The following is a 26,202-nucleotide window of genomic DNA, read 5'->3' on the forward strand; positions in this document are numbered from 1 at the left end:
ATCGGCCATGGGCTACAGTCAGGGCATTTTCTTCGGGTCCGCTCTTCGCAGTTGGCATCCTGCAAGCAGACTATCCGCTATCGGCCCAGACTTTGCCCCTAAGAACAATCATTCTGACAGTCGGCAAGGACGCGCAACTCCTTGATCTGCCCCTCATGAATCGCCATCAGCCTTTCCAGTTTTTGGCGCGCATCGTCTCCGACGCTTTGACGCGCCTCCTTGAACAGACGGAAGAGTTCTCCGCGCGAGAGCGGGCTGTCCCGCCACTTCGATTGCGATAGTTCGGCCAATCCGTGATGAAGCAAAGCACGTTCCGCGTTCGTCGCGCTCGCGAGTGCCGCCCTGATGATCCATGGGCGCGCCACTCCAGACTCGATAAACGAGCATGCGAAAATGGCCAGCTGTGCAAACGCGAGAGCAACGAGGAACCAACCCAGCAACTTCGTAGGTACGAAATCCTGTTCCAGGATGTTCGCGATCAGGGCGAACGCGCCGACGAATACGGCGAGCGCGAGTACGCACGCGACTATCGTCGTCCACATCCAGTTTCGCTGGAGATAGAACGCGGCACGCTCCGCCCATGTGCTGTGGGGTCGATCGATGGGAGGCAGGCCATCAGTCGGAAATGTGGTCATGGTCATGATGATAGGCCCTTGGATGGGTTGATTTGCCTGGCCCGCGAAATCGCCAAGAAGCGTGCGGACGATGAAATTGCTCCTGACCTGGCGCGGATGCTTTCCTTCCTTCTCGCGAAGGCTTGGGAGTTCTCCGCCCGTGCGGAGGCGTAGGTCTGCCTGAGGGCACAGCTGACAGCCTCGAAAGGCCCCATCGAGCGCAATCACCAGCAGCGCTCAAACCCTCTTTACCACCCTCCACTCCCGACAAAAACATCGACTATCGTCCGATCGGGCTTTCGCCATATTTGCGCAGGACATCGTCAAAGGCTTCGGCCATTAGATCCTGCAGACTGAGTCCGTGCCGACGCGCACAGGTGTGCATGGCAAGCGAGAGTTCGGGTGAGAAATAGCCCGAAATCGCCTTGCGACCGATGCGGCTAGGCGGTGTCGAGTGGGTCGATGAGGCAATCTTCTCATGCATGACCGGGTCTTCCCGCGGCTTGCGATCAGCGAGATTGGCGAAGCGGTTCGTGCGGACATCCTATCGTGTGAGCGTGTGAACATGTTCAGCTCCGCACATGCCCAACTGTGAAGCTGCTCGATCTCTCGCAACGCTTTGCCACCGGGATCGATATCGAAGACCGTCTGACCGCCAGCAACCGCGTGCCGGTAGGCAGCACGGTCAGGCAGAATCACCGGGCAGGTCTGCGCGCCGAACCCCGACACCAGCTCCCTTGCATCGGCGTAAACCAGCGGCGCATTGGGCGGACCTGCGCTGAAGATGACGAAGGCCGGCCGAGCCAGCAGCTCGACCAGGCGGATGGTCGTACGCATCGCGGCGAGATCGAACGCGCTCGGGCGGCAGGGGATCAGCACGAGATCCGCGCATTCTACTGCTTTGTTTGCCGCCAGATCGGCGTGCGGCGGCGTGTCGATGACGATTAGCTCGGCACCCTGTCTGCCGCCGCCTCGATCTTCGCGGCAATGCGCGGCGGGGCGCTGTCGATCACCTCGGGCGGTGCGCCCTGCCGCCATTCGGCCCATTGCGATGCGCTCGCCTGCGGGTCTGTATCGATCACCAGGCTGACTTGACCGGCGCGGTTTGCTGCGGCCGCGAGATGGATGGCGAGCGTCGTCTTACCCGCACCGCCTTTCTGGCTGACGATAGCGATAGTGCGGGTGTTTGGGTGTGCGGGCGTTGTCATGCGCGGCCTTCCTCATGTTCACATGTGGGCGTGTGGATGTGTGCGGACGTGGTCACGTTCACCGCTCCCGCTCCAGATCGCGTTCGCGTTCACGATCGCGCGTTGGATCACCCATGTCGCGAGACCGCTTGGGGGCGCCGCCCACGGCTTTTCGAGGGTAATGTCGCGCTCCTTGTTTTCCAGCACGGCGCGGGCGAACTCGGGACCAAGCTCGGCTGACAGCTTCTTCAGGTCCTCCCAGAAGCGGGGAGAATGGTCAGCGAAGTCCGACTTGCCACGAGCGATCTCAATCGCACTGGTCTTGTCCCCGGCATTGCGACCCACATCGCGTTCGATGCTGCGGGCGTTGTCGATGATCAGGGTGGCTTCGCCCGTGAACCGGGTCGCGGCAACCAGGAAACTGCGCGTGCTGTTGAGCATCTTCTCATTCTCGCTCAGCGCCATGATGTCATCGCGTGCGGTCATGCCCTGCGCGATGTGGGCGTTGACCGCATAAGCGAGGTCGAGCCGCTCGAGCATTGGATCGCCATGCTTGAGGTCGATCACTTCGCCATCCCTGGTCGAGACGCTGATGCCACTTTTGCCGACGCTCTCGACCCGGGCGACATCGCTGTTGGCGAGGCTGCGCTCGTGATCGTTCGCCGTCCAGCGAATCGGATCGCCGGTGTGAAGCGCGATCCTCTTCTCCGCGAACACCGACACCGCATCATATTTGAGGTTGTGGGGCAGCTTGCCCGGCGTGAAGCTGTGGATGCGGCCGTCCTGCATTTCCAGCCTTACCGTCTTGCCGTCGTGATCGAGTACCCGGCCCCGTTCGCCGCGTTCGATGCCCTGCGAGCGCAGGTTGCTGTTGAAGGTGACGATATGCCCCTCGCGATAGGCGCGCCTTTGGCGGGCACCTTCCTTGGTGACCGTGACCCGGTCCAGCACGGTCTGCACATGGGCCTGCGTGCCCAGCTCGCCCTTTTCGGCGCGCTGCTCCTGCACCGCGGTGTTAAGCGCACTGCGCATCGCCCGGCTCATCGTGAGGAGAAGTGTCTGCTCACGGTCTTCGGGTGAGCGGCCGACCCAGAAGGCTGCCGCGGTCTCCACACCCTCGCGCCGTGAGAGCTCGAGGGTGCGATCCTTCAGCGCGGCAAAGGCCCCCGGCAGATCTTCGCGGTTCAGCGCCTCGGCGACCGCCTTCATCTGCGGCGAGGCAGCGCGCAGGTTCTCGGTGACGGCGGAAGTCGGCGTGCCACGCTGCTGCGCCTGCTCGAACGGTTTTCCCGCCGCGATCGCCTGCAACTGTTTGGTATCGCCGACCATGACCAGGCGATCGGCACCTGTCAGATTGGTGAGACGGGTCAGTTTCTCGAACTGCTCGGTACCGACGAGCGAGGTCTCATCGACCATGATCCAGGCACCGGATAGCTCCTTCGCCGTTTCCGCTACCTGCTCAGGGGTGGCAACGCCGTCGAGCACCGGGCGATGCCGCGCGAGGAAAGCGGCGACCGACTTGCCCTCGACGCCCAGCTTTTCGCCGAACTCGCGCGCGGTCCGTGTGGCGATGGCCAGCGCATGGAGGGGCTTGCCGCTTTCACGCAGCAGCGACGCCACCGGCATGCAGCGGTTAGGCGCCCCAAATTCTTTTCCCAAGTTCACTCCCAAGCCGAAAGCTGGCTGTGAGTGAATTTCCTTGGACGCAGTGGGACACAGATTGGTAGATTAGTCAAGGAATCCGGCCGGTTTCCGGACGGCGTTGAACACCCTTGGATGAGGTGGTGGCGGAGACGGAGGGATTCGAACCCTCGATACCCGTTAAAGAGTATGGTTCCTTAGCAGGGAACTGGTTTCAGCCACTCACCCACGTCTCCGGAACGCCTGATTGCGGCGAGGCGGCGGGCTATAGCGGGCAGTCCGGCGGGGGGCAAGGCTCGTCTCGCAGAGGCAGCAAATGCCCGGATCAGCGGCGTTTCGGACTCGCCTCGCCGTGTTTTGGATTCGATTCGTCGCGGGTTCATTGCCGCTTCAGGGCCGGGCGACTCTTTTAAGGGCGGCACGCGGCCTGCCCCGGCTGCCGGTATGGATGGGACGGACGATGACGATGGGAATTGCGAACTTACGAAACGCGCTCGTGACGCTGGGCGCCGGATTTGCCCTGCTGGCGAGTCCGGTTGCCGCGCAAGGTGTCCAGACCATCGATCCGAGTGCCGATTTCGGCTCCGGCATCGACGGCGATCTTTCCGAATCCCCCGGTGACGGTCCGGTTTATGCCGATGAACAGCCGGTCCGCCAGCCGGACGACCAGCAGCCAAGTTACCCGCAGGGCGGCGTCGCAGAAGCCTTTCCCGAAGAAAGCGTTGCCGGTCCGGAAGTGGCCTACCAGTGGGAAGATCCCGTCGCCATGGCGCCCGATGCGGAAACCGCCGCATCGCAAGCTGCCTCGAACCCCGAGGTCGCTGCCGCCCAGGGTTCCACCTACAAGCAGGATGATCTCATCGGCGCGGCGCAGGGCGTCTTCGGTGACGGCGCCGAGGGTCTCGCTAAGCTGATCGAGGACCTGCTGGAAAAGCAGGGCGAGCCCAATGCCTATATCGTCGGGCGCGAAGCGGGCGGCGCCTTCATCGTCGGTGCGCGGTACGGTTCGGGCACGCTCTATCACAAGGTAGAGGGCGAGCGTCCCGTCTACTGGACCGGCCCTTCGATCGGTTTCGATGCGGGCGCGAATGCCGGGAACACTTTCGTGCTGGTCTACAATCTCTACGACACGGAGCAGCTCTACGAACGGTTTCCCGCCGGCGAGGGGCAGATCTATGCACTTGGCGGCATGACGGCCAGCTACCTTCGCAAGGGCGATACCGTGCTGATCCCGATTCGCGTGGGTGCGGGACTGCGGCTGGGCGTGAGCGCCGGCTACATGAAGTTTTCCAAGAAACAGCGCTGGCTGCCCTTCTAGTAGCCCAAGAGAACCTACGGCAGAACCAGGCTTTGCCGCACGATACAGGGTTGCGGCCACGCAGGCGGCGCGGCAAAGGCTGAAGCCATGCTTGACCGTCTAGAAGCTCAATCGCCTGACGCGCTGCTTGCGCTGATCAAGATGTATGCCGCCGACGAGCGCGCGGACAAGATCGACCTCGGTGTCGGGGTCTATCGTACCGACGACGGCGCGACGCCGGTTTTCCGTGCGATCAAGCAGGCCGAAAAACGCCTGATCGAAACGCAGGACAGCAAGAGCTATCTGGGGCCGGAAGGCGACAGCGAGTTCGTGCGGGCACTGATGCCCTATATTTTCGGGTCCGGGTCCGACGGACGGGCGGACATGGGCGGCCGCATCGCCGGAATGCAGACGCCGGGCGGCACGGGCGCCGTGCGGCTGGCCGTATCGCTGGCGAAGCAGGCCGGTGCACGCCGCGTCCACATGGGCGCTCCCAGCTGGCCCAACCATGTCCAGATCCTGGCCGATGTCGGACTGGAGCCCGTCCTGTTCGACCACGCCAACGCCGATGACAGCGCGAATATCGATGCGCTGCTTTCCGCGATCGAGGGCGCAGGGCAGGGCGACGTAGTCCTTCTCCACGCCTGTTGTCACAACCCGACCGGTGTCGATTACTCCCCTGCGGAGTGGGAACGTATCGCGGCAGCACTGGCGAAGAGCGGGGTGCTGCCGATCATCGACAGTGCCTATCACGGCCTTGGCGACGGCATGGAAGAGGACGTGGCAGGGCTGCGCACGGCGCTGGCTGCCGTGCCCGAAGCCCTGGTCGCTTACAGCTGCGACAAGAATTTCGGGATGTACCGCGACCGTGTCGGCGCGTTCTACGTCATGGCGAAAGACGGCAGCCAGCTGGATGCCATCATGTCGAACGCCAATGCCCTGGCGCGTGCCAACTGGTCCATGCCGCCCGACCATGGCGGTGCAGCCATTCGCATCATCCTGGGCGACGAGGCGCTGGTGAAGGAATGGCAGGACGAATTGACGCAAATGCGTGCGCGTTTGCGCCAGGTTCGCGAAACGCTGGCCGCAGCAGACAACCGTGTCCCCGGTCTCGATCTCGCGCAGCTTGCCGATCAGAACGGTCTTTTTGCCATCCTGAAGCTGGATAAGGACCAGATCGCGAAGTTGCGTGACGATCACGGGATCTACATGGCTGGATCGGGACGCATCAATGCCGCAGGCCTGACCAGCGGCAATATCGAGAAGTTCATCGACGCCCTGTCGGACGTGACCGCGAACTGATCCGCCATGGACCTGCAGCCCACCCTCGATACCGAGCGGCTGGTGCTGCGTCCGCTCGAGGAAGCGGACAGGGAACCGCTGTTCGCTGTGGCTTCCGACCCGATGGTCTGGGAACAGCATCCGATCCACGACCGCTGGCGGCGAGAGGTCTTCGACCCCTTCTTCGACCAGGGCCTGGCAAGCGGCGGCGCGCTGACCGTCATTCGCAAGAGCGATGACAGCATCGTCGGTTCGACCCGCTACACGGCCTACGATCCCGAAGACGAGGATGGGGGTTCGGTAGAGATCGGATACACCTTCCTCAAGCGCGCCTGCTGGGGGAAGGGGCTCAATCCGGAAATGAAGCGTGCCATGCTCGCCCATGCATTCGCCCATGTGGGAACCGTGCGCTTCCGCGTCGGCGATACCAATCACCGTTCGCGCTACGCGCTGGAGGCGATCGGCGCGCACAGGACCGCGGAATACGATCTCGACCGCTATCAGGGCCGCCGCGTCGTCCACCTGATATACGCCATGGCGCGAGAGGATTTCGATCCCGGCTGACGCCCGCCCGCTTAAATTGGCGCGGTGATCAGCGTCGCAAGGCTTCCATGCGTTTGAGGTAACGGGCCAGAACGTCGATCTCGAGATTGACTTTGTCGCCTGCCGCCAGCGTACCGAGTGTCGTTACCTCGCCGGTGTGGGGGATGATGTTCAATCCAAAGACGAACTGGCCGTCCGGTTCGTCCTCGACCGAATTGACGGTCAGGGATACCCCGTCCACTGTAATGGAGCCCTTTTCCGCCACGAAGGGGGCGATGTCGGCCGGGGCGCGAATGTCCAGCCGCCATGATCCGCCTTCGCGTTCCATGCGCGCGACCGTGCCAACCGCATCGACGTGGCCGGTCACCAGGTGGCCCCCCAGTTCCTCACCCAGCTTCAGCGCCTGTTCGAGGTTCAACCTGCGGCCTTCGGACCACTGGTCCTGCGCCGTGCAGGCAACCGTTTCCGCGGATACGTCGACGGCAAACCATGCATCGCCCTCCGCCCCGCCGCGTTCCACTACGGTAAGGCAGACGCCCGAACACGCAATCGAGGCGCCGATGGCCATGGCTTCGGGGGCATAGGGGCAGGCGATGCGGACATGCAGGTCGCCGCGCTCTTCCACGCTTTCGATATGACCGATGGCGGTGATGATTCCGGTGAACATGGCGTCGCTTTCGTGAATATGATCAGCGCAGGCGGCTGTAGGCTTCGAAGGTGTCGCTGCCAAGCTGGCGGCGCTGGTCCAGCATCCAGCGTCCATGTGCCCCGGAGAGGCTGCTAAGGCCGATATCGCCAACCGAGCCCGTGCCGCCGCCGATCACGATGGGCGCGCGGTAGATGTGCAGGCTGTCGACGAGGTCCGCCTGCAGGAAACTGGCCGCCGTGCGCGCGCCTGCCTCGACATAAAGATATTGCGCACCGAGCCTGGAGATATGCTCCGGCGTATTGATGACCTTCACGCCGTCGGGCGGGTTGCCGCGTGTCAGCAACACTTTTCGCGGCGACCTTTCCTCGAGGCCGGGCAGCCGGACATCCAGCCGCGGACGGTCTGCCCGCCATGCCCCCCCGCCGACGAGAATGGCGTCGGCCAATGCCCGCTGCGCGTGCACATGAGCGCGGGCTTCGCTTCCCGTAATCCACTGGCTCTCCCCGCTGGCAAGCGCGATGCAGCCGTCGAGCGACATCGCCAGCTTGAGCGTGACGTGCGGGCGGCCATGGGCTGCCCTGGTCAGGTAACCTGCAAGACTGCGGGCACTCTGTGAGCTGGCCACCACGTCTACCGCTATTCCTGCACGGCGCAGGCGTTCTGCCCCTTCTCCCGCCGTGCGGGGGTCGGGGTCGAGGTGGCCGATGACGACCCGCGCAGGCGCCGCCGCGACCAGCAGCTCGGCACAGCTCGGCCCCCGGGGGGAGGGATGGGCGCAAGGCTCCAACGTTACATATGCATAGGCGCCGCGGGCCCGATCCCCGGCCTGTTCGAGGGCGGCGGCCTCCGCATGGGGGCGGCCGCCGGATCGGGTCCATCCGCGCCCAACCACGTGCCCGTCGTCAACAATGATGCAGCCGACGGAGGGGTTGGGAAAACTGGCGGGTCGTCCGCGCAGGGACAGCCTTGCCGCTGCCTCCAGCCACCGTTCGTCGCCTTCGGCCGTCACCGGGAACCGGTATCCGCATCACCGTTAGCAGCGGTGTCCGGCGCGCTCGTTTCCGGCGACGTGCCTGCCTCTTCCCGCGCAGCTTCGGCGGCCCGCTCGGCCTCGATCTCCGCTTCCATGGCGTCGACATCCATGCCCGATGCACGGCCCAGCGCCCGGTAAAGTTCCCGCTTGCGCTCCTCGCGCGCTTCTATCGCTGCGGCAATGGCATCCTGCCGTTCCTGGTTGGCGACGTTCGCGGCGCGAATTTCCTCGTCGGTTCGTCCGGGCGCAAACGAGGTGATGTAGGTCACTTCCGGGCGCTCCGGAGGAAGGACCACCTTTTCCTGCGTGAAGGAGAAGATCAGAAGGCCGGTCGCCGCGCAGGACGCCAGCAGGATCGGCACGCGGTAGGGTTGGGGCCGGCTGAACTCCGTCCAGAAATCGGCCACGGCCGGTTTGGGATTGAAGCGGGAGATGAAGGACATGGGCCCGAAGATAGGGCTTTATCCGCCCCTGCGCCAGTACGGCCTTTCTGCCCCCGGTTATATTCGCCGCTAATTATACTCGACGGTGATCGGCACCCGTCCGCGCAGGTCGCCGCCATCGCCGATTGTATCGGTAATGGCGAGCTTGCCTGTGAAGGAGAATTCCAGCGTGCCTGTATTGTCCAGTCGCGGCACGATGGGCAGGCTGGTGGTAAACTCGCGCAGTTCTGCGATGCCCCCGCGCGGATCGCGCATGGTGATGCGGTCCGGGAAGGTCACCTGAACTTCGCTGTTGGGACGACCCGTCACGGTCGCGCGGCCCACCATCGTGACGCCGCCATAATCGTCGAGGTTTCCGGCCGTGATCTTCTGTCCGCTCTCGAGGTCGAGCAGGACGCTGGATTCGCCATTGCCGAGGAGGATCAGGCGGCCGAAATTGATTTCGTTCTGGATGAACAGGTCCGGTGGGCCCGAAGCGATGTCCCCGCCATTGCCGTTCCCGTTTCCACCGCCATTGTTCCCCGATCCGTCACCGCAGGCCTGTCCGTTGCCGTTCCCGCGCGTGCCGTTGCCGGAACCTCCGCCCGCGCCATTGCCGCAGCCATCGATCGGATCGGTCTCGACCGGCTGGTCGCCATCGCCCGGGACGGGAGCCGGGTCGGGATCGCCGCGATTGCTACCCCCGTTTCCCTTGCCGTTACCACGATTGCCTCCGCCTTTCCCGTTGCCGTTATTGTCGCCTTTCGCCTGCGCGCGGTCGTCCGGCTTACGCAGCGCGGCGGGCAGATCCGGCTCGCTTTCGGCCTGCGGTCCGCAGTTCAGGCATTCGCGCTGCGCCTGCAGGGCGGCAGGGGTCACCAGGAGTGCCAGGGGAAGGGCAGGCAGGAGGACGCAGCGGCGGAGCATTGCCCGATTATCGCCGAACAAGGTAAACGAGGATTTAAAGGCCGCGATACCCTATGGGAAGGTCGCGTAAAGCTCCCGTCCGCGTTCCTTCAGCCAGCGGTCTGCGGCAGGGAGTTCGGGCCCGAACAGTTCTGCCAGCAGGGCGTGGAAAGCCTTCGAATGGTCGAAATGGACACGGTGTGCCGTTTCGTGGGCCACGACCGACCGGCGCACGAAATCGGGCGCCTGTACCAGTCGCCAGTTGATCCGCATGGTTCCATCGCTGGAACAACTGCCCCAGCGGCGACGCGCATTGCTGAGCGACAGGCGGGGCGGCGGCAGGTCGATCCTTGCCGCATATTCGGCAGCGTCGGCCCGGAAGAGAAGCATCGCCTCGTCACGCAGCCATTTTCTCAGACGGGCCTCGACCCGGTCTTCGGGGCCGCCCAGATAAACCTGCTCGTGATCGGCGCGCGGCTGGCGGGGGGCGGAGGGCGACCATTCGATGGCCAGGTCGCGCCCGCGAAAAGCGATGGTTTCGCCCGGGACCGCGCTGCGGCGGCCGGGCTGCTTCTCGATCTGCCCTGCCAGCCAGTCGGAACGCGACCGTGCGAAGTCCACTGCATCTGCCGTGCGGCCCCAGCGGGGAATCGTTACCCTGACGCTCTGTCCGTCCGGTGACAGGCGCAGGACCATGCGCCGGGCCGTGGGGTGGCGCACGATCGCCAGAGGCAGCGTTCGCCCTGCGATTTGCAGCACCTCGCCATCGGGGTCACGCCGTAGCCAGTCGATCACCGGTCATCCCAGTCGACGACATGATGCTCCAATGGCCCGGCGTCGTCCTCGCTCACGACACGGCCAGCCACGCCTGCCCCGCTCATATGCACCGCTTCGCGGTCGCCGCTCAGCAGATAATGCCATTCGGGCAGCGGATCGCCGTCGGCGCGCCTACGATAGGCGCAGGTGGAGGGTAGCCAACGCACGTCCTCCACGATTTTCAGCGTAAGCCGCAGGCAATCCGGCACGGTCGCCTTCCGGTTGGGATAGTCGCGGCACCGCGCAGTCCGTGTGTCGAGCAGCGTGCAGGACACATTGGTGTCCTCTATCTCGCCGGTATCCCAGTCCTCCATCTTGTGCAGGCAGCACCGACCGCAGCCGTCGCACAGCGCCTCCCATTCGGCGGTGCTCAGATCGGCCAGGGGGCGTTCCCAGAACCGGTCCCTCAGCTGACCCATTTCGCCAGCTCTTCGGCGACGGCCTCGGCGCCTTCATCGGTGGGCAGGGTGGCGATCGGCTTGCCGTTCGGGCCGAACAGATATGTCACGTTGGAATGGTCCATCAGGTAACCACCGCCGTCGCTGTCCTCGCCCCTGGCGTAGAAGACGGCGAAGCTGGACGCGGCATCCTCGATCTGTTCGGCAGAGCCGGTCAGGCCGATCAGGCGCGGATGGAATGCGTCGGTGAATTCGCCGACCACTTCGGGCGTGTCGCGTTCGGGATCGATACTGATGAAGATCGGCTGGATTTGCGCTGCCGCGTCGGGGTTGGCCTGCTCGAAGGCGCGCAGGCCCGCCATCGCGCGCTGGTTGTCGGTCGGGCAGATATCGGGGCAATAGGCATAGCCGAAATAGACCGTGCGGTACTGCCCGTCGAAATCCGACCAGCGGACAGTCTCGCCATCTTCCGAAACCAGTTCGAATTCGCCGCCTATGGCTGCCCCTGCCAGCGGCGGCAGCGAATCATTGCCGCTTCCCTGCGCTTGCGGTTCGGCGGAACACCCTGTCAGCGCCAGCCCGAAGGCGAGCATCAACGGGGCCGGGCGACGGAAAATCGTGTTGGTCATGGCGGTAGGGTTCAGGCTTTGCTAATCGCTGTTGTCGAGATGGGACAGGCGCAGCCCGGCTGCGACAAATCCCGGAATGCGTATGCCACGATATGTGGTCGAAAGCGGAGCGAGTTACAATGATGGGTCACGGGCCTTTCGCGAAAATCAAGGCCGGCGGCACAGCCCTGGCAGCGCTGTCGATGATGGCAGCAGGTGGCGCCGCGCTGCCCGCTCCGGCTGCGGCGCAGGCGCTTTTCTCCGACGGTTATGCCTTCCTGAAACTGGTCAAGGACCGCGACGGGCAGAAGGTCACCAATATCCTCGATGCACCGGGGCAGACCATCATCAACACGCGCGACATCACGACCGGCGATACGGCCGTTCATATCGTTGCCGAACGCCGTGACGCCGTGTGGATCGAATTCCTGACCGATCGCGGAGCCAATCCGAATATCGCCAATGTGAAGGGCGTCACGCCGATCATGATTTCCGCCAATCTCGGCCATATCGAGGGGGTGGAGAAGCTGATCGAGGCGGGCGCTCAGGTGGATGTGGCCAGCTCTGCTGGAGAAACCCCGTTGATCGGCGCCGTGCACCGCCGCGACGTCGCGCTCGTGCGCCTCCTGCTCGAACACGGTGCCAATCCCGACCGGAACGATAATTCGGGCCGCTCGGCACGCAATTATGCCGAGATGACCGGCTCCAGGCAGCTGCTCGACGAATTTATCGCCGCCGACGAGGCGCGGGAAGCCGCCGGGGAACAACAGAGCTACGGGCCCAGTTTCTGATCCATGATCGATAATCCGCAGGACCTGACGCTCGACGAACTCCGGATCGCACTGGCTCCGGCCATTGCCGACTCGGCCATTTTCGATGGCTGGGGCGACGACGCGCTGCTGATGGCGGCCGGGATCGAGGGCGTCGATCCCGACGTCGCCCGCCTTGCATTCAAGGGCGGGGCGATGGCGATGATCACTGCATGGATCGACTCGATCGATGCGCGGATGGTCCGAGACATGCCGGCGGAAGAACTCGCCGCTTTGAAGATACGGGAGCGCATCCGCGCGCTGGTCGCCTACCGGCTGGAAGCGGTCGCAGGACAGGAGGAAGCCCTGAGGCGCGCCCTGTCGATCATGGCGATGCCGCAAAACGCGCGCGTTTCCCTGCGCACGGGCTGGCGCAGCGCAGACCTGATGTGGCGGCTCGCCGGCGATGTCTCGACCGACTACAACCACTATACGAAACGCACGATACTGGCGGCGCTTTACGGGTCTGTCCTTGCCGTGTTCGTCGGGGACGAAAGCGAAGGCAAGGCCGATACCATGGCGTTCCTCGATCGCCGTATCGACAACGTGATGCAGTTCGAGAAGGTCAAATCGCAATTTCTCGGCAATGACCGGGAGCGGTTCAGCGTGACGCGCTTCCTTGGCCGGTTGCGGTATCCCGCGCGGTAAACGCTGCGCGCTGCACGCAAACTCTTATTGATAATCACTTGCAATATGGCGTCCTGCATGCGAGCAGGCGGGCCATGAACCTTGCTACCCTTAAGACGGGCCGTCCGGCCAGGATTACCGGCGTGGACTGGGATGCCGTGGCGCCCGGCGATGCCAAGCGGCTGCGTGCGCTGGGCCTCGATGCCGGCGCCGAAGTTGCTGTCGAGTTTCGCGGCGTATTCGGCGGCGCGGACCCGCTGGCGGTAACGATCGGGCGCACGACCGTCGCCCTGCGGCGTGTTCACGCCGCCGCCATGTCCGTCACACCGTCCTGAGCGCGGAATTTTCATGACCGAGATGCGCCGAGTCGCCCTTGTCGGAAACCCGAATGCGGGCAAGAGCGCGCTATTCAACAAACTGACCGGGGCGCGCCAGAAGATCGCGAATTATCCTGGTGTCACGGTCGAGCGGAAGGCCGGCCGCATGGTCCTGCCGTCAGGAGCGCCGGTCGAACTGATCGACCTGCCCGGCAGCTATGCCTTCGACGCTTCCAGCCCCGACGAGGAAGTCACCAGCAAAGTCGTTCACGGCGAGTTTCCGGGCGAAGCGGCGCCTGACGCGCTGATCCTCGTCCTCGATGCGGCGAATTTGGAACAACACCTCGTCTTCGCACAGGAAGTACTGGAACTGGGACGGCCGACCGTCGTCGCGCTCAACATGGTGGACCTCGCCGACCGCGACGGGCTGAGCGTCGATGCGGGCGCGCTGTCGCAGGCGCTGGGCGTGCCGGTAGTCTCGACCGTGGCCGTGCGGAGGAAGGGGCTGGACGAGCTTTCTTCTGTTATCGAAGAAGCTCTTGCCGGTGACGCCGAGCTCCACACCCGTCCCCATCTCGACCTGACGGAGCGACGCCTTGCCGCGCGCAACATCGCCAAGGGCGCAGTGGTCGGAAAAAGCGTGGGCTACCGGATGCGTTCCGGGCTCGACAAGGTCCTGCTCAATCCGTGGCTCGGCCCGGTCATCCTGTTCGGCCTTCTCTTCGTCGTCTTCCAGGCTGTCTTCGCCTGGGCCGACCCGTTCATCGGCCTGATCGAGGGCGCTACGGAAGCGGCGGCGGCATGGGTCGTCGCGACGTTCCCCGGCGGCTTCATGCGCGATCTCGTCACCGAAGGCGTCATTGCCGGCGTCGGTTCGGTGGTGGTGTTCCTGCCGCAAATCGTCATCCTGTTCGCCTTCATCTTGGTCATGGAATCGACCGGCTACATGGCGCGCGCCGCTTACCTCATGGACAGGTTGATGGCCGGGGTGGGCCTTTCGGGGCGCAGTTTCATCCCGCTGCTTTCCAGCTTCGCCTGCGCCATTCCGGGCATCATGGCGACCCGCTCGATCTCCGATCCGAAGGACCGGCTGACCACCATCCTTATCGCTCCGCTGATGACCTGTTCCGCGCGCCTGCCGGTATATGCCGTCATCATCGCGGCCGTCATTCCCGCGACCACGGTCGGGCCGGGCATCGGCCTGCAGGGACTGGTCCTGTTTGCGCTTTATATCGCCGGTATCGTCGGCGCGATGATCATGGCTCTGGTTCTGCGCCGCACGGTTGCGCAGGGGCAGGCGTCGGGCTTCATCATGGAACTGCCGCGCTACCAGCTCCCCGCGGTCAAGGACCTGCTGATCGGCCTCTGGCAGCGGGCCTGGGTGTTCCTGCGCCGGGCCGGTACGATCATTTTTGCCGCGACCGTGATCCTGTGGCTCCTGCTGACATTCCCGAAGGCCGACCCGGGCGAGAGCCAGCTCGACGCCAGTTTCGCAGGCCGGATCGCGACCGCCATCCAGCCCGCTTTCGAACCGGTCGGCTTCAACCGCGAAATGACCCTCTCGCTCATCCCGGCGATGGCCGCGCGCGAGGTTGCCGTGGCCAGCTTGGCGACGACCTATGCGGTCGATGCAGAGGGCGAGGAAGAGACAGAAGCGGCCTTGCGCGACCAGATTGCCGCGCGGTGGAGCCTGCCCACCGCGCTTGCCTTCCTCGCATGGTTCGTGTTCGCCCCGCAGTGCCTTTCGACCATCGCCGTGGCGCGCCGCGAAACGAATGGGTGGAAATACCCGCTATTCATGCTGGGGTATCTGTTCGCCTTGGCCTACATATTCGCGGGAATCACATACTGGGGCGCGCTCGCCCTGGGATTGTAGCGAAAGAGGAAGATACATGGCCGGGTCACTCAACAAGGTAATGCTGATCGGTAATTTGGGCGCCGACCCGGAAGTGCGCAGCTTCAGCAATGGCGGCAAGGTCTGCAACCTTCGCATCGCGACCAGCGAGCAGTGGAAGGACCGCAATACCGGCGAGCGGCAGGAACGGACCGAATGGCATACGGTCGCGATCTTCTCCGAAGGACTCGTCAACGTGGCCGAACGTTTCCTGAAGAAAGGCAGCAAGGTCTTTATCGAAGGCCAGTTGCAGACCCGCAAGTGGCAGGACCAGTCGGGCAATGACCGCTATTCGACCGAAGTCGTGCTGCGCGGCTTCAATGGCACGCTGACCATGCTGGATGGTCCTGGCGGCGGCCAGGGAGGCGGTGGTGGCGGTGGCTACGGCGGCGGTGGCGGCTATGGCGGCGGTGCTTCGGGTGGAGGCTCCGGCGGCGGCGGATGGAACCAGGGCGGAGGCGGCTCCGGCGGTGGTTCCAATGGTGGCGGTTCGGGCGGCGGCTCGAACTACGACGACCTCGATGACGACATTCCGTTCTGATCGGGCTTTCTGCCGATCCCGGACAGGAAAAAGGGCCGGCATGCGATAAGCGTGCCGGCCCCTTTCGTTTGTCGGCCCGCCTAACTCTTTTTGAGCGCTGCCAGCATTTCCGCCATCGGCCCGTCCTCGCTACCTTCGGATTGAAGGCCGTTCTCTTCCCTGAAACGGTCGGCGTCCAGTCCCTCGGCATAGGGATCGATGGCGAGCGCCAGCGTCTGCGCGACTGCTTCGCCAAGGTCGATCGTGTCGCCGTCATACTCGATCTCGTCGAGCTCTTCGCGTTCCAGTTCGATCTCGATCCCGCCGTCCTCGTCCACAGTCGCGTGTTCGCCGGCGGGGACGAAGACAAGCAGGATCGGCTCTTCCAGATCAACGGCGAAGGGTTCGCCCGACACGGAGCAGTCCTGCGTAACCGCAGCTATCATTTCGCCATGGACGCGAACCCGGTCTCCATCGGCATCCAGCGCAAGGTCGGCTTCCAGCTTCTCGATCGACGGAATGGCGAACCGTTTCGCCAGCGCGGCACGTTCGCTTTCGTTCGCCTCGATCCGCACCGGCTTGGCATCCACCTGGCGAAGGCGGACCGGGCGGGACAATTCGGGCGTGTCAGGCGCTCGCGTGCTCATAGCTGCAGCTCCGCGTCCAGCAGATGCTCGTAGGGCATGCCCGTCATGACGATGGCGAGGTTTTTCACCTTGCGCGCCACGCATTCCGGCGATCCGCCTTCGATGAAGGTGATATTGCGCTCCATCGCCGCTGCGAGCGCCGCATCGCCTTGTGTCAGGCTTTCGCGCAGCGCGCCGGTCCGGCCGCCAAGCGCGCTGACGAGGTTGCCGACTTTCTTGCCGACCGTGGGATCGCCGATACCCGCCTCGCGCAGCTGGCCTTCCATGTCCTCCACGAACAGTTCCGTCAGGCGGGCGCTGGACGGGATCGTGGCCGGATCCTGTTCGAACCGCAGCATGGCGAGCGCGACCATCGTACTGAGAATATCGAACCTGCCCTCCAGCGTATCGGCCACGCCGCATTCGGCATACCAGGCAGGGTCCCGCGCCAGTCCCACGAGCCGGTGCCACAGGGGGCGGATTTCTTCCTTCGGATCGGGCTGCCGGTTGAAGATTCTGGAGAAGAGGGACATCGCTGTTCGAAGCTCCGCGAGTGGCGTGAATGTTCATCCGCAATTCAATGCGTGCGCGCCAGTGAGACGCGGTGGCTGCCGTGTGGCCCAAGTCCCGGCCGGATCCCGTCCGGGGCAAGCACAAGTTGCCAGCAGCGCTGCACGCCCGTAAGGCGGAGTGCAACCTATATAGGCCCGGCAAGACCCGCTTAAAGGCGGACCTTGGCAGGCAGGTCGGAAGACCGGAAGAATTTGAAGGATCGAGAGTGATGAAGCTGTCCAATGCGCGCCGGCGGAATTCTGCCAAGCCTGCCCTGGCGCCGGTACTGGCCATGGCAACGCTGGCCCTCAGCCTGGGTGGCTGCACCTCCATCACAGAAGGCGCGGGCTATATCGCCAGCGAACAGCTCACAAGCTCCATCCAGCCGGGGATCGACAATCGCCGTTCGGTCGAATCGACGCTCGGCCGGCCCAGCTTCACCAGCCAGTTCGGGGAGCCGATCTGGTATTACGTTTCCAGCACGACGGGCCGCAAACCCTTCGTTCGTCCGCGGATCGAGATGCACAATGTGCTCGCCGTCCGGTTCGACGAAGCGGGCAATGTCGTATCGGTCGACAATTCGGGCATCGAAGACGTCGTCTATCTCTCGCCGGATGGCGACGAGACGCCGACGCTGGGCCGCGAACGCAGCTTCTTCGAAGACCTGTTCGGAAATATCGGCACCGTCAATGCGCCGGTCGGTCCCGGCAACTGAGGTTTAGCCTGCGGGAAGGTCGGCCTTTCCGCTGGCGTCCGGCTTGATACGGAAGCCTTGCGCCCCATATCGCGGGGCATGAGCAGTTCACACGAAGCCCACGGCCTGACGCCGTGGCACGGCACCACCATCATCGGCGTCAAGCGCGGCGACAAGATTGTCGTTGCGGGCGACGGCCAGGTTTCCATGGGCAATACGGTGATGAAGCCGAACGCCCGCAAGGTGCGCCGCATCGGAGACGGGAAGGTCGTCGCCGGATTCGCGGGCGCGACTGCCGATGCCTTCACCCTGTTCGAACGGCTGGAGCGCAAGCTGGACCAGTATAACGGCCAGCTCATGCGTGCCGCGGTCGAACTGGCGAAGGACTGGCGGACCGACAAGTACCTGCGCAATCTCGAAGCCCTGATGATCGTGGCCGATGCGGACACGCTCCTGGTCCTGACCGGCAATGGCGACGTTCTGGAGCCCGAGGGCGGAATTGCCGCGATCGGGAGCGGCGGGAATTATGCGCTGGCCGCAGCCCGGGCGCTTTCCGATTACGAGAACGATGCGGAGAAGATCGCGCGCCGGGCCATGGCCGTGGCCGCCGAGGTCTGCGTCTTCACCAACGACCAGGTCACCCTAGAGACCGTCTGATCAGGAAACTTTCGAATTTCATGACCGAAGCACTGACCCCCAAGGCGATCGTCGCCGCTCTGGACGAACACATCATCGGGCAGAAGGACGCCAAGCGCGCCGTTGCCGTGGCCCTTCGCAATCGCTGGCGCCGCCAGCGCCTGGGCGCGGATCTGCGCGATGAGGTGACGCCCAAGAACATCCTGATGATCGGCCCGACCGGTTGCGGCAAGACCGAGATCAGCCGCCGGCTGGCAAAGCTGGCCGATGCCCCTTTCGTGAAGGTCGAGGCGACCAAGTTTACCGAGGTGGGTTATGTCGGCCGCGATGTCGAACAGATCGCCCGCGACCTGGTCGAGGACGCGATCCGGCTCGAGAAGGACCGCCGCCGCGATGCCGTGCGCGAAGCGGCCAGCGAAGCCGCGATGGAGCGGCTGCTCGACGCTCTGGTGGGCGACAATGCCAGCGAGGCGACTCGCCAGAGTTTCCGCCAGCGGATCACCGACGACGCGATGAACGACGTGGAGGTCGAAATCGACGTGACGGAAGCTCCTTCCATGCCGATGGATATTCCCGGCATGGGCGGCAATGTCGGCATGATCGACCTTAGCGACATGTTCGGCAAGGCGATGGGCAAGAAGCCGACCAAGCGCCGTAAGCTCAAGGTTCCTGATGCGTGGGACCGTCTTGTCGACGAGGAAGCGGAAAAGCGCATGGACCAGGACGACGTCGCCCGCGTCGCGCTGGAAAATGCCGAGACGAATGGCATCGTGTTCCTGGACGAGATCGACAAGATCGCGGTCAGCGATGTGCGCGGCGGAAGCGTCAGCCGCGAAGGCGTGCAGCGTGATCTGCTGCCGCTGATCGAGGGAACGACGGTGTCGACCAAGCACGGGCCGATGAAGACCGACCATGTGCTTTTCATCGGCTCCGGTGCCTTCCATGTCGCCAAGCCGTCCGACATGCTCCCTGAATTGCAGGGCCGGCTGCCCATCCGCGTGGAGCTGCGCGCGCTGACGGAGGAAGACTTTGTCGCCATCCTCAGCGAAACGCGGGCGAACCTGGTGGCGCAGTACAAGGCGCTGATCGGGACGGAGGACGTCACTCTCGACATCACCGAAGACGCTGTCCGCGAAGTCGCGCGCATTGCCGCGCAGGTGAACGAAGGCGTCGAGAATATCGGTGCACGCCGTCTGCAGACTGTCATGGAACGGCTGCTCGAAGACATCAGTTTCGATGCAGAAGATCATGCGGGCGAGACCGTGACGGTCGATGCGGCCTATGTGCGCGAGCGGCTCAAGGACCTCGCCGAGGATACGGATCTCAGCAAGTACATCCTCTGATACGATTGACCCGTCCGGCGCGAGAAGGCGCTGGACGGGTCACGAATTTCCGGTGTGCGGGTGATGCCAGGAGGCACGCAGCCCCGAGAACCCGTTCAGGGATGCGGAGCCAGGCCGATTTCCACGCCGGTCTTGTCCGTCATGGCAAACCTGTCGACCAGATCCGCGCTCGCCTCGTTCAGTCCGACCACCTGCACGCTGCGGCCGTTACGGCGCATGCGCTCGACCACCTTGTCGAGGACATCGACACCCGAAATATCCCAGAAATGGGCTCGGCTGACGTCGATGATGACGTGATCGGCGGGGTCGGGCCGCGCGCTTTCGCGACCGAAGGATTCGCTGAACCGATCGACGCTGGCGAAGAAGATCTGGCCGGTCACGACATAGGTCGCAGTGTCCGCCTCGCGCGTGCGGACCACGCCGAACATGCTGCGCACCTTGCCGGTGAAGAAGATTCCCGACAGCAGCACGCCGACCAGCACGCCCAGTGCAAGGTTGTGAGTCCACACCACCATGATGACGGTCGCCAGCATGACGACGCTGCTTTGCCACGGATGGCGCGTAAGGTTGGGAATCGAGTTCCAGCTGAAGGTCCCGATGCTGACCATGATCATCACCGCGACCAGCGCGGGCATCGGAACCTGTCCGACGATTGGTCCCAGCACGGCCAGAAGAATGAGCAGGGATAGACCCGCGGTGAAGCTGGACAGGCGTCCGCGGCCGCCGCTGGTCACGTTGATCACCGACTGGCCGATCATGGCGCAGCCGCCCATGCCGCCGAAAAACGCCGCGACCACGTTGGCCACGCCTTGCCCTGCGCTTTCGCGCTGCTTGTTGCTGCCCGTATGCGTCATGTCGTCGACGATCTGCGCGGTGAGCAGCGACTCGAGCAGGCCGACCGCTGCCATTGTCAGCGAATAGGGCAGGATGATCTGCAGCGTCTCCAGCGTCAGCGGCACATCCGGAACGATGAAATAGGGCAGACCTTCGGGCAATTCGCCCATGTCGCTAACCGTGTTGACCGGCGCATCCAGCCAGATCGACAGAACCGTCAGTACGATGATTGCCACCAGCGGGCTGGGCACGGCGGTCGTCACGCGCGGAATCAGGTAGATCATCGCGAGGCCGGCGGCGACCATTGCATAGGTTTGCCAGCCGACACCGACCAGTTGCGGCACCTGCGCCATGAAGATCAGGATCGCCAGCGCATTGACGAAGCCGGTAATGACGCTGCGGCTGACGAACTGCATCAGCAGGTCGAGCCGCAGGATGGCGGCGATACCCTGGAAGATGCCCATCAGGATCGTCGCGGCGAAGAGGTATTCGACCCCGTATTCCTGCACCAGCGGGATCACGACGACGGCCACCGCGGCTGTCGCAGCGCTGATCATGCCGGGGCGTCCACCGGTGAAGGAGATGACCATGGCGATCGCGATCGAGGCGTAAAGGCCGACGCGGGGATCGACGCCGGCGATGATCGAGAAGCCGATGGCTTCGGGGATCAAGGCAAGGGCAACGACGATGCCGGCCAGGATGTCCTTGCGGATGTTACCGAACCAGTCGTCTTTGAACGAAGACGTCGCAGCCATTGCGGTCATGATGTTTCCCGGATTTTCGTTTGGAAGCCGCCATGCCGCGGTCGGCAGGGGCAGGATATGGTTCGCCCGCGCCCTACGCTTCGCTGCACTGCAGCACAAGGTTTCGCCGATTCGGGACCGCCAGCGACCGCGAAGGAGAATGCTATTCCGCCGCTTCGGCGCGCGCGTCCCCGTCCGATTGCTGCCGGGCCCACATCTCCGCGTACAGGCCATCCCGGCGCAGCAATTGCGCATGCGTTCCCCGCTCTTCGAGGCGGCCTTCGTTTAGGACCAGGATCTCGTCCGCATCGGCAATGGTGGACAGCCGGTGCGCGATCGCCAGTGCCGTGCGATCACGGCTGACCCGGTCGAGCGTGGCGAGGATTTCCTGCTCGGTCCGCGAATCGAGCGCACTCGTCGCTTCGTCGAACAGCAGGATGGGCGGATCCTTCAGCAGCGTGCGAGCGATGGCTACGCGCTGCTTCTCACCGCCCGACAGCTTGAGGCCGCGCTCGCCGACCTGCGTATCCATCCCTCCGGGCAGGCGTTCGATGAATGGCAGGATCGCGGCGTCGCGGGCCGCATCGATAATCTGCTGCTCGCTCGCCGTGCCAAGATCGCTCGGCAGCCCGTAGGCGATGTTGTAGCCCAGCGTGTCGTTGAACAGCACGCTATCCTGCGGAACGATGCCGATGGCACGGCGCAGGCTGTCCTGCCGAACCTTGGCGATATCCTGCCCGGCAACGAGGATGCGGCCCGCCTGCGGATCGTAGAAGCGGAAGAGCAACCGCCCGATAGTGGACTTGCCCGCGCCCGACGGACCCACGATCGCGGTGCGCGAACCGGCGGCGACCTCGAAGCTCAGCCCGTGAAGGATGGTGCGTTCCGGATCGTAGCCGAAGACCACGTTTTCGAACGCGATGGTCGGCGGGGAGGGGGTGAGGGCCGGCGCGCCCGGGACATCCTCGACCTCGACTTCCGTATCGATCAGGCGGAACATCTCGGCCATGTCGACGAGGCCTTGCCGGATCGTCCGATAGACCCAGCCCAGCATGTCGAGCGGACGGAACAGCTGCATCAGATACATGTTCACCGCCGTCAGGTCGCCGACCGTCAGGTTCCCGCGGCTCCAGTCCCAGACCACGAAGGCCATCGCGCCTGCCATCAGGGCGTTGGTGATGAAGGACTGGACGATGTTGAGCAGGCCGAGCGAGTTTTCGCTCTTCACGGCAGCCTGCTGGTATTCGCGCGCGGCGCTGGCGTAGCGGTCCTGTTCCCGCGATTCGGCACCGAAATACTTTACGGTCTCGTAATTCAGCAGCGAGTCGACCGCGCGGCCAAGGGCGGTACCGTCCATGGCGTTCATCTGCGCGCGCAATTTGGTGCGCCATTCGGTAATCCAGCGGGTGATCGCGATATAGACGACGACCACGGCCGCAGTGGCGATCACCAGCTCGGCCCCGAAGAGGGTGTAGAAGATGATGCCCACCGCGATCAGCTCGATGATCGTCGGCGCGATGTTGAACAGCAGGAAATAGAGCATCGAATCGATGGTCTTCGTCCCGCGCTCGATGGTCTTCGTCACCTCTCCCGTCCGGCGCGACAGGTGGAAGCGGAGCGATAGCCGGTGCAGGCGCCGGAAGACGTCCTCTGCAAGATCGGTGGTCGCGACCTGGCCGACCCGCTCGAAAATCACGTTGCGGATATTGTCGAATCCTACCGACAGGAAGCGGGCCCCTGCATAGGCAAGGACGAATCCGGTCGCGACCAGCCAGAGCGCATCGCGCCCGGTATCGTTTGCACCCGCCATCGCATCGACCGCGTATTTCATCGCCAGCGGCGTGGCGAGAACGACGCCTTTCGCCAGCAGGACCATCACCATCGCGCCGATGATGCGGCGCTTCAGGTCGGGCCGGTCGCTCGGCCAGAGGTAGGGGAGGAAGCGGCGTATCGTCGCCCAGCCGTCGGCCGGGGGGCGATCATTCGGAAGAGCGGTATCGGGAGGCACGGGGCGCTATGTGGTGTGCAGGCGGCGCTGCGGCAATGGGCCGTCCGTGCGAGACGCCGGTGCGGGGGCGGGTGCGGATGCGGGGATTGCGTGGCTAGATGTGGTCAATTCGCGTGGCACGCGAGTTGGGCCGCACCCTCTTGCGCGGACCTGCCGCGCCCGGCAGGTCGAAGAGGACTTCCCTGGTGGCAAAGTCGATCGCCACCCGGTCGAAACTGCGCAAGCTTCCCATTCCCAGGATGATCGCCGGCTTGTCGGCGAGGCCCAGCGCGGCGAAGGCCGGGCCGTCCGCGAAATTGAGTGGCACGCGCGACAGTTCGAGGTCGGCAATCCGCACCTTTCGCGCAAAGGAATAATCGCTCGTGGTGGTCACGCCGTTCACATCGGTTGCCACGCTCTGCCCGGCGGCCCTGCTCCTCATCTTCCGTTTGAGCGCAAGATTTCCGACCGAGCTCTGGGCGCCGGTGTCGATGATGACGGCGGTACGCACGCCATCGACCCGCGCATTCGTGATGATCATCTGCCCAAGCTTGCGCCTGGCACGCACGACGATCTCGAAAGAATCGCCGGCTTCTTCTTCATAGGCGTCGCCCACGGTCAGCGTACGGCTCCGGAAATCGATGACGACGCGCAGGTCCTGCAGCGAATCGAGACCGAGGATACCGTCCGCCCCGATATGGCGTTCCTGCAGCAGCGGCGCCCTGAGATTGTCGAATTGCCTTCCGGCAAATTCGAGCCCGTCGAGGTCGACCAGCGTGACTTCTGCCGTGCTGCTCATCCCGACAAGGGTCGCCGTGCCGGCCGGCGTCATGGCGAAGCGTTCCGACAGTTCGGGCGTCACGACGGTCGCCTGCGCCCCGGTGTCGATCATGAAATCGAACGGACCCTCGCCTGCTATCGTCACCAGCACGGTCATGCGGCGATGGCGATCGCTGGTCAGCGACACGATGTCGCCTTCTATCATGCTCATCCGCTGTTCGATGGACCGGATGGTTTCGGACGTGGTCTGCGCCGCCTGTGCAGCGATCGGGGCCAGAGCGAGGGCGGCCGCTGCTGTCAGAGACGCTCGAATGCCCGTGCTTTTCAGCTGTCCCGCCATGCCTCTCTCCATCAACCCCTCGCGGCCAGGAGATATCACATGCCTATCAACCGGCAAAATATGGCCGTCAGGCCGTGGCGGCGGGGTCCAGTTCGCGGTGGAGGATGAATGTCCGGATCTCTCGCAGGGCCGGCCGCGCGATGACCAGCAGCACCCCTATATAGATAGACGCACCGAGCACGCCGACCAGCAGCAGGGTAACGGGCGGGGGCAGGGGCGGCAGCATCGGCTTTGCCCACATCACTATAAGAGCCATGGCCAGCGTTGCGGCCAGGCAGGGTGCGAGGGCCCCGGCAAGCTGCCGCCAGCCAACGCCGACCTTCGGCAAGGTCAGCGCCAGCGTTACGATAAGAAGCGACGGCGCAGCAGCCCACCATGCGTGGACAAGGCCCATCGGTCCGGCGGACACACCGAGGAGGAACAGCGCGGGATAAAGAAGCGCTCCGAATCCGTTCGTCGCCAGATAGACGGAAGGTTTGCCCATCGCATTGGTCGCCGGACTGCATATGATCTGCAGCGCCATCAGGGGCATGGCCAGCGAAAGGCCGGCAACGATCGGCGCCATCTCCGTCCACTTCGGACCGAACAGGGTATACACCGCCTCGTCCGCCGTCAGGGCGAGCCCTATATATATAGGTGCGGTCACCAGCAGGACGGTCCGCAGCGTCGTGATGAAGAACGGGCCGAGCGGTTTGCCGGCCTTGTGCAGTTCGGCATAGGCGGGGAAGGCCACTTCGTTGATCGGGGGCAGGAACCGGCCCGTCACGATCAGCGTCAGGAACAGGGCCTCGGAATAGAGGCCGAGGTCATGCAGGTCGAAAGAGCGCCCGGCGATGAAGATGTCGCTCTGGCTCTGGACGATCCAGAACAGCTGGCAGATCGTCAGCGCACCGCCGAAACTGATAAGATCGCCTGCGCCCCTCATGTCGAACACCGGCCAGACCAGAAGGCGCGCTGCCCAGGTCAGCACGATGCCGCGCGATGCAAAGCCTACGATCGGCGCCACCACCAGCGTCCATACGCCGTAATCCAGCCACGCCATGCCCAACGCGGTTACCGCGCCGGTGATTGCGCCCGTCATGTTGGCCAGGCCCTGGCTGCGAAACTCCAGTCGGCGCGAGAGAAGGGCGGTCGGCAGCGCGATGAAAGGCGTGGTGAAGAAGATGAGGGCCTGCACCCGCAATATCGTCTCGACCTGCGGCTGGTTGTAATAGTCGGCCGCAACCGGAGCCATCACCAGTTGGAAAGCCGCCAGCCCGGCATTGAGCATGACGAGCATGGCGAAGACCTGGCCGATGCGGCGCTCGTCCACCTTGTCAGCCTGTATAAGGGATGTCGCGAAGCTGTGACCGTTGAGGAAGTTCAGCGCGACCAGCACGACCTGGGTCATGGCGAACAGGCCATAGTCCCCGGGCTCCAGCAACCGCACCACTATAAGGGTAGAGGTCCAGGCGATGATCTGCGCGATCAGCTGGCTGCCCCATCGCCAAGCGACGGCGGAACGGACTCGCGAGGCGAATCCCGTGTCTTCTGATTCTGTTTGGGGCGCGGCCTCGATCACAATGGGGCCGAACTAGGCAGAAATGATGAAGGATTTGCAGCCGATTCACCGATTCACGGGCGGATTCGCGCCGATTTGCGCGGGGCGGGCCATTCGGGGTGATTTTGGCTGTCAGAAAAGTGCCATCTGAAACCCGCGGAAATCTGGGATTTTTCGATTTTTTTGAAACAAAATTGCAAAACCGTGTTGACCAGAATCAAAGCCCCCCATATATGCCCTCTCACCGGACGCAACGAGGACGCTTCAACGGCCCCGCAGCAACCGGTCGCCAACATATTCGGATAGCCGGTCCCCCGGTGTAAATTGGGGGCCCAATCGCTGTCCGCCACAGTATGTTGGTCGGCTCTTTGACATTGTTAGTTTTTGATGAAGGGACATGTGGGCGACGGCGCCCGGTCCGGGGACCTCAAGGCTCCGGTAACCGGTTAACTCAAGCCGACGCCACATCCTGATCACCTCCACAGGTGGTTTGTGATGATGCATGTTCATTCGTATCCATTACGTTTGACAGTGCAGGTATCGGCTCCTTGAAGCTCATGCCAAG

General features: G+C 64.0%; 27 protein-coding genes, 1 tRNA gene and 1 pseudogene. 11 read left to right on the top strand and 18 right to left on the bottom strand.

The genetic code is table 11. The annotated features are described in order from the left end of the window. Nucleotides 1-98: 98 nt before the first annotated feature. The 5 genes and pseudogenes from PF049_04425 to PF049_04445 form a co-directional block, all read right to left on the bottom strand. Nucleotides 99-641: a hypothetical protein gene (locus PF049_04425; GenBank protein ID WBY17409.1), complete on the bottom strand. Its 543-nt coding sequence runs from the start codon at nt 639-641 to the stop codon at nt 99-101. Nucleotides 642-894: 253 nt separating this feature from the next. Then, on the bottom strand, nt 895-1,098 hold the full coding sequence (locus PF049_04430; GenBank protein WBY17410.1) for a hypothetical protein: 204 nt from the start codon (nt 1,096-1,098) through the stop codon (nt 895-897). Nucleotides 1,099-1,178: 80 nt separating this feature from the next. Next, nucleotides 1,179-1,822: pseudogene (locus tag PF049_04435) on the bottom strand (ParA family protein). An 18-nt stretch (nt 1,823-1,840) separates the two neighbouring features. Next, a complete protein-coding gene (locus tag PF049_04440; GenBank protein WBY17411.1) occupies nt 1,841-3,421 on the bottom strand; it encodes an AAA family ATPase in 1,581 nt (526 codons plus the stop codon). Nucleotides 3,422-3,586: 165 nt separating this feature from the next. Further along, nucleotides 3,587-3,678 (bottom strand) — tRNA-Ser (locus tag PF049_04445). Nucleotides 3,679-3,902: 224 nt separating this feature from the next. On the opposite strand from PF049_04445, the gene PF049_04450 reads away from it, so the two are divergent. The 3 genes from PF049_04450 (at nt 3,903) to PF049_04460 (ending at nt 6,584) form a co-directional block, all read left to right on the top strand. Continuing rightward, a complete protein-coding gene (locus tag PF049_04450) occupies nt 3,903-4,760 on the top strand; it encodes a DUF1134 domain-containing protein (protein WBY17412.1) in 858 nt (285 codons plus the stop codon). An 87-nt stretch (nt 4,761-4,847) separates the two neighbouring features. Beyond that, on the top strand, nt 4,848-6,041 hold the full coding sequence (locus PF049_04455) for an aromatic amino acid transaminase (protein WBY17413.1): 1,194 nt from the start codon (nt 4,848-4,850) through the stop codon (nt 6,039-6,041). 6 nt (nt 6,042-6,047) lie between these two features. After that, the gene (locus PF049_04460; protein ID WBY17414.1) at nt 6,048-6,584 is read left to right on the top strand and encodes a GNAT family N-acetyltransferase; all 537 of its coding nucleotides are present in this window, start codon (nt 6,048-6,050) and stop codon (nt 6,582-6,584) included. 28 nt (nt 6,585-6,612) lie between these two features. Here the strand turns inward: PF049_04460 and PF049_04465 are convergent, their stop codons facing one another. From PF049_04465 to PF049_04495, 7 genes are all read right to left on the bottom strand, one after another. Further along, a complete protein-coding gene (locus tag PF049_04465) occupies nt 6,613-7,230 on the bottom strand; it encodes a riboflavin synthase (protein ID WBY17415.1) in 618 nt (205 codons plus the stop codon). Nucleotides 7,231-7,252: 22 nt separating this feature from the next. Then, on the bottom strand, nt 7,253-8,221 hold the full coding sequence (gene ribD, locus PF049_04470) for a bifunctional diaminohydroxyphosphoribosylaminopyrimidine deaminase/5-amino-6-(5-phosphoribosylamino)uracil reductase RibD (GenBank protein WBY17416.1): 969 nt from the start codon (nt 8,219-8,221) through the stop codon (nt 7,253-7,255). After that, on the bottom strand, nt 8,218-8,688 hold the full coding sequence (locus PF049_04475; GenBank protein ID WBY17417.1) for a hypothetical protein: 471 nt from the start codon (nt 8,686-8,688) through the stop codon (nt 8,218-8,220). The genes ribD and PF049_04475 overlap by 4 nt, the downstream gene beginning before the upstream one ends. 69 nt (nt 8,689-8,757) lie before the next feature. Continuing rightward, on the bottom strand, nt 8,758-9,594 hold the full coding sequence (locus PF049_04480) for a DUF4402 domain-containing protein (protein ID WBY17418.1): 837 nt from the start codon (nt 9,592-9,594) through the stop codon (nt 8,758-8,760). A 51-nt stretch (nt 9,595-9,645) separates the two neighbouring features. Next, the gene (locus PF049_04485) at nt 9,646-10,368 is read right to left on the bottom strand and encodes a SprT family zinc-dependent metalloprotease (protein WBY17419.1); all 723 of its coding nucleotides are present in this window, start codon (nt 10,366-10,368) and stop codon (nt 9,646-9,648) included. Continuing rightward, nucleotides 10,365-10,808 carry a YcgN family cysteine cluster protein gene (locus tag PF049_04490; protein WBY17420.1) on the bottom strand — a complete coding sequence of 148 codons (444 nt, stop codon included), beginning with the start codon at nt 10,806-10,808 and terminating at the stop codon, nt 10,365-10,367. The genes PF049_04485 and PF049_04490 overlap by 4 nt, the downstream gene beginning before the upstream one ends. Continuing rightward, on the bottom strand, nt 10,796-11,416 hold the full coding sequence (locus tag PF049_04495) for an SCO family protein (GenBank protein ID WBY17421.1): 621 nt from the start codon (nt 11,414-11,416) through the stop codon (nt 10,796-10,798). Before PF049_04495 ends, PF049_04490 begins: the two co-directional genes overlap by 13 nt. Nucleotides 11,417-11,535: 119 nt before the next feature. Between PF049_04495 and PF049_04500 the strand changes: the two genes are divergently transcribed. The 5 genes from PF049_04500 to ssb all read left to right on the top strand — a co-directional run bounded on the left by PF049_04500 (nt 11,536) and on the right by ssb (nt 15,583). Next, nucleotides 11,536-12,186, top strand: coding sequence for an ankyrin repeat domain-containing protein (locus PF049_04500; GenBank protein WBY17422.1), 651 nt, complete (start codon nt 11,536-11,538; stop codon nt 12,184-12,186). Nucleotides 12,187-12,189: 3 nt separating this feature from the next. After that, nucleotides 12,190-12,852 carry a COQ9 family protein gene (locus tag PF049_04505; protein WBY17423.1) on the top strand — a complete coding sequence of 221 codons (663 nt, stop codon included), beginning with the start codon at nt 12,190-12,192 and terminating at the stop codon, nt 12,850-12,852. Nucleotides 12,853-12,926: 74 nt separating this feature from the next. Further along, on the top strand, nt 12,927-13,166 hold the full coding sequence (locus PF049_04510; GenBank protein WBY17424.1) for a FeoA family protein: 240 nt from the start codon (nt 12,927-12,929) through the stop codon (nt 13,164-13,166). Between the two features lie 13 nt (nt 13,167-13,179). Continuing rightward, on the top strand, nt 13,180-15,024 hold the full coding sequence (locus tag PF049_04515) for a ferrous iron transporter B (protein ID WBY17425.1): 1,845 nt from the start codon (nt 13,180-13,182) through the stop codon (nt 15,022-15,024). A 16-nt stretch (nt 15,025-15,040) separates the two neighbouring features. Further along, nucleotides 15,041-15,583, top strand: a complete 543-nt coding sequence (ssb, locus tag PF049_04520; protein ID WBY17426.1) for a single-stranded DNA-binding protein — start codon at nt 15,041-15,043, stop codon at nt 15,581-15,583. An 80-nt stretch (nt 15,584-15,663) separates the two neighbouring features. Here ssb and PF049_04525 read toward each other — a convergent pair whose 3' ends face one another. Together PF049_04525 and PF049_04530 are read right to left on the bottom strand one after the other, a co-directional pair. Beyond that, nucleotides 15,664-16,209 (bottom strand): DUF177 domain-containing protein, encoded by a 546-nt coding sequence (locus tag PF049_04525; protein ID WBY17427.1) that lies wholly within the window; start codon nt 16,207-16,209, stop codon nt 15,664-15,666. Then, nucleotides 16,206-16,721, bottom strand: a complete 516-nt coding sequence (locus PF049_04530) for a ubiquinol-cytochrome C chaperone family protein (GenBank protein WBY17428.1) — start codon at nt 16,719-16,721, stop codon at nt 16,206-16,208. Before PF049_04530 ends, PF049_04525 begins: the two co-directional genes overlap by 4 nt. Before the next feature lie 311 nt (nt 16,722-17,032). On the opposite strand from PF049_04530, the gene bamE reads away from it, so the two are divergent. The 3 genes from bamE to hslU all read left to right on the top strand — a co-directional run bounded on the left by bamE (nt 17,033) and on the right by hslU (nt 19,413). Beyond that, the gene (gene bamE, locus PF049_04535) at nt 17,033-17,455 is read left to right on the top strand and encodes an outer membrane protein assembly factor BamE (protein ID WBY17986.1); all 423 of its coding nucleotides are present in this window, start codon (nt 17,033-17,035) and stop codon (nt 17,453-17,455) included. Between the two features lie 78 nt (nt 17,456-17,533). Further along, on the top strand, nt 17,534-18,091 hold the full coding sequence (gene hslV / locus PF049_04540; protein WBY17429.1) for an ATP-dependent protease subunit HslV: 558 nt from the start codon (nt 17,534-17,536) through the stop codon (nt 18,089-18,091). 20 nt (nt 18,092-18,111) lie between these two features. After that, complete coding sequence (gene hslU, locus PF049_04545) at nt 18,112-19,413, top strand: ATP-dependent protease ATPase subunit HslU (GenBank protein WBY17430.1); 1,302 nt, start codon at nt 18,112-18,114, stop codon at nt 19,411-19,413. A gap of 95 nt (nt 19,414-19,508) precedes the next feature. Here the strand turns inward: hslU and PF049_04550 are convergent, their stop codons facing one another. The 4 genes from PF049_04550 to PF049_04565 all read right to left on the bottom strand — a co-directional run bounded on the left by PF049_04550 (nt 19,509) and on the right by PF049_04565 (nt 25,658). Continuing rightward, nucleotides 19,509-21,002, bottom strand: a complete 1,494-nt coding sequence (locus tag PF049_04550; GenBank protein WBY17431.1) for a SulP family inorganic anion transporter — start codon at nt 21,000-21,002, stop codon at nt 19,509-19,511. 151 nt (nt 21,003-21,153) lie between these two features. Next, the gene (locus PF049_04555) at nt 21,154-22,998 is read right to left on the bottom strand and encodes an ABC transporter ATP-binding protein/permease (protein ID WBY17432.1); all 1,845 of its coding nucleotides are present in this window, start codon (nt 22,996-22,998) and stop codon (nt 21,154-21,156) included. A gap of 94 nt (nt 22,999-23,092) precedes the next feature. Next, on the bottom strand, nt 23,093-24,097 hold the full coding sequence (locus PF049_04560) for a retroviral-like aspartic protease family protein (GenBank protein ID WBY17433.1): 1,005 nt from the start codon (nt 24,095-24,097) through the stop codon (nt 23,093-23,095). Nucleotides 24,098-24,164: 67 nt separating this feature from the next. Further along, entirely contained in the window at nt 24,165-25,658 is a 1,494-nt protein-coding gene (locus PF049_04565; protein ID WBY17434.1) for a lipopolysaccharide biosynthesis protein, read from the bottom strand. Nucleotides 25,659-26,202 lie beyond the last annotated feature (544 nt).

The sequence above is a fragment of the Erythrobacteraceae bacterium WH01K genome, from assembly GCA_027941995.1.
Taxonomy (GTDB): Bacteria; Pseudomonadota; Alphaproteobacteria; order Sphingomonadales; family Sphingomonadaceae; genus CAJXSN01.

Bases quoted from the DNA above. Each gene is read 5' to 3' on its own strand.
- PF049_04500 (WBY17422.1), top strand. From the start codon at position 11,536: ATGATGGGTCACGGGCCTTTCGCGAAAATCAAGGCCGGCGGCACAGCC.
- PF049_04430 (WBY17410.1), bottom strand. From the start codon at position 1,098: ATGCATGAGAAGATTGCCTCATCGACCCACTCGACACCGCCTAGCCGC.
- hslV (WBY17429.1), top strand. From the start codon at position 17,534: ATGAGCAGTTCACACGAAGCCCACGGCCTGACGCCGTGGCACGGCACC.
- PF049_04425 (WBY17409.1), bottom strand. From the start codon at position 641: ATGACCATGACCACATTTCCGACTGATGGCCTGCCTCCCATCGATCGA.
- PF049_04455 (WBY17413.1), top strand. From the start codon at position 4,848: ATGCTTGACCGTCTAGAAGCTCAATCGCCTGACGCGCTGCTTGCGCTG.
- ssb (WBY17426.1), top strand. From the start codon at position 15,041: ATGGCCGGGTCACTCAACAAGGTAATGCTGATCGGTAATTTGGGCGCC.
- PF049_04480 (WBY17418.1), bottom strand. From the start codon at position 9,594: ATGCTCCGCCGCTGCGTCCTCCTGCCTGCCCTTCCCCTGGCACTCCTG.
- PF049_04465 (WBY17415.1), bottom strand. From the start codon at position 7,230: ATGTTCACCGGAATCATCACCGCCATCGGTCATATCGAAAGCGTGGAA.
- PF049_04495 (WBY17421.1), bottom strand. From the start codon at position 11,416: ATGACCAACACGATTTTCCGTCGCCCGGCCCCGTTGATGCTCGCCTTC.
- PF049_04490 (WBY17420.1), bottom strand. From the start codon at position 10,808: ATGGGTCAGCTGAGGGACCGGTTCTGGGAACGCCCCCTGGCCGATCTG.
- PF049_04530 (WBY17428.1), bottom strand. From the start codon at position 16,721: ATGTCCCTCTTCTCCAGAATCTTCAACCGGCAGCCCGATCCGAAGGAA.
- PF049_04460 (WBY17414.1), top strand. From the start codon at position 6,048: ATGGACCTGCAGCCCACCCTCGATACCGAGCGGCTGGTGCTGCGTCCG.
- PF049_04510 (WBY17424.1), top strand. From the start codon at position 12,927: ATGAACCTTGCTACCCTTAAGACGGGCCGTCCGGCCAGGATTACCGGC.
- PF049_04560 (WBY17433.1), bottom strand. From the start codon at position 24,097: ATGGCGGGACAGCTGAAAAGCACGGGCATTCGAGCGTCTCTGACAGCA.
- hslU (WBY17430.1), top strand. From the start codon at position 18,112: ATGACCGAAGCACTGACCCCCAAGGCGATCGTCGCCGCTCTGGACGAA.
- PF049_04505 (WBY17423.1), top strand. From the start codon at position 12,190: ATGATCGATAATCCGCAGGACCTGACGCTCGACGAACTCCGGATCGCA.
- PF049_04550 (WBY17431.1), bottom strand. From the start codon at position 21,002: ATGGCTGCGACGTCTTCGTTCAAAGACGACTGGTTCGGTAACATCCGC.
- bamE (WBY17986.1), top strand. From the start codon at position 17,033: ATGGCAACGCTGGCCCTCAGCCTGGGTGGCTGCACCTCCATCACAGAA.
- PF049_04450 (WBY17412.1), top strand. From the start codon at position 3,903: ATGACGATGGGAATTGCGAACTTACGAAACGCGCTCGTGACGCTGGGC.
- PF049_04525 (WBY17427.1), bottom strand. From the start codon at position 16,209: ATGAGCACGCGAGCGCCTGACACGCCCGAATTGTCCCGCCCGGTCCGC.
- PF049_04515 (WBY17425.1), top strand. From the start codon at position 13,180: ATGACCGAGATGCGCCGAGTCGCCCTTGTCGGAAACCCGAATGCGGGC.
- PF049_04475 (WBY17417.1), bottom strand. From the start codon at position 8,688: ATGTCCTTCATCTCCCGCTTCAATCCCAAACCGGCCGTGGCCGATTTC.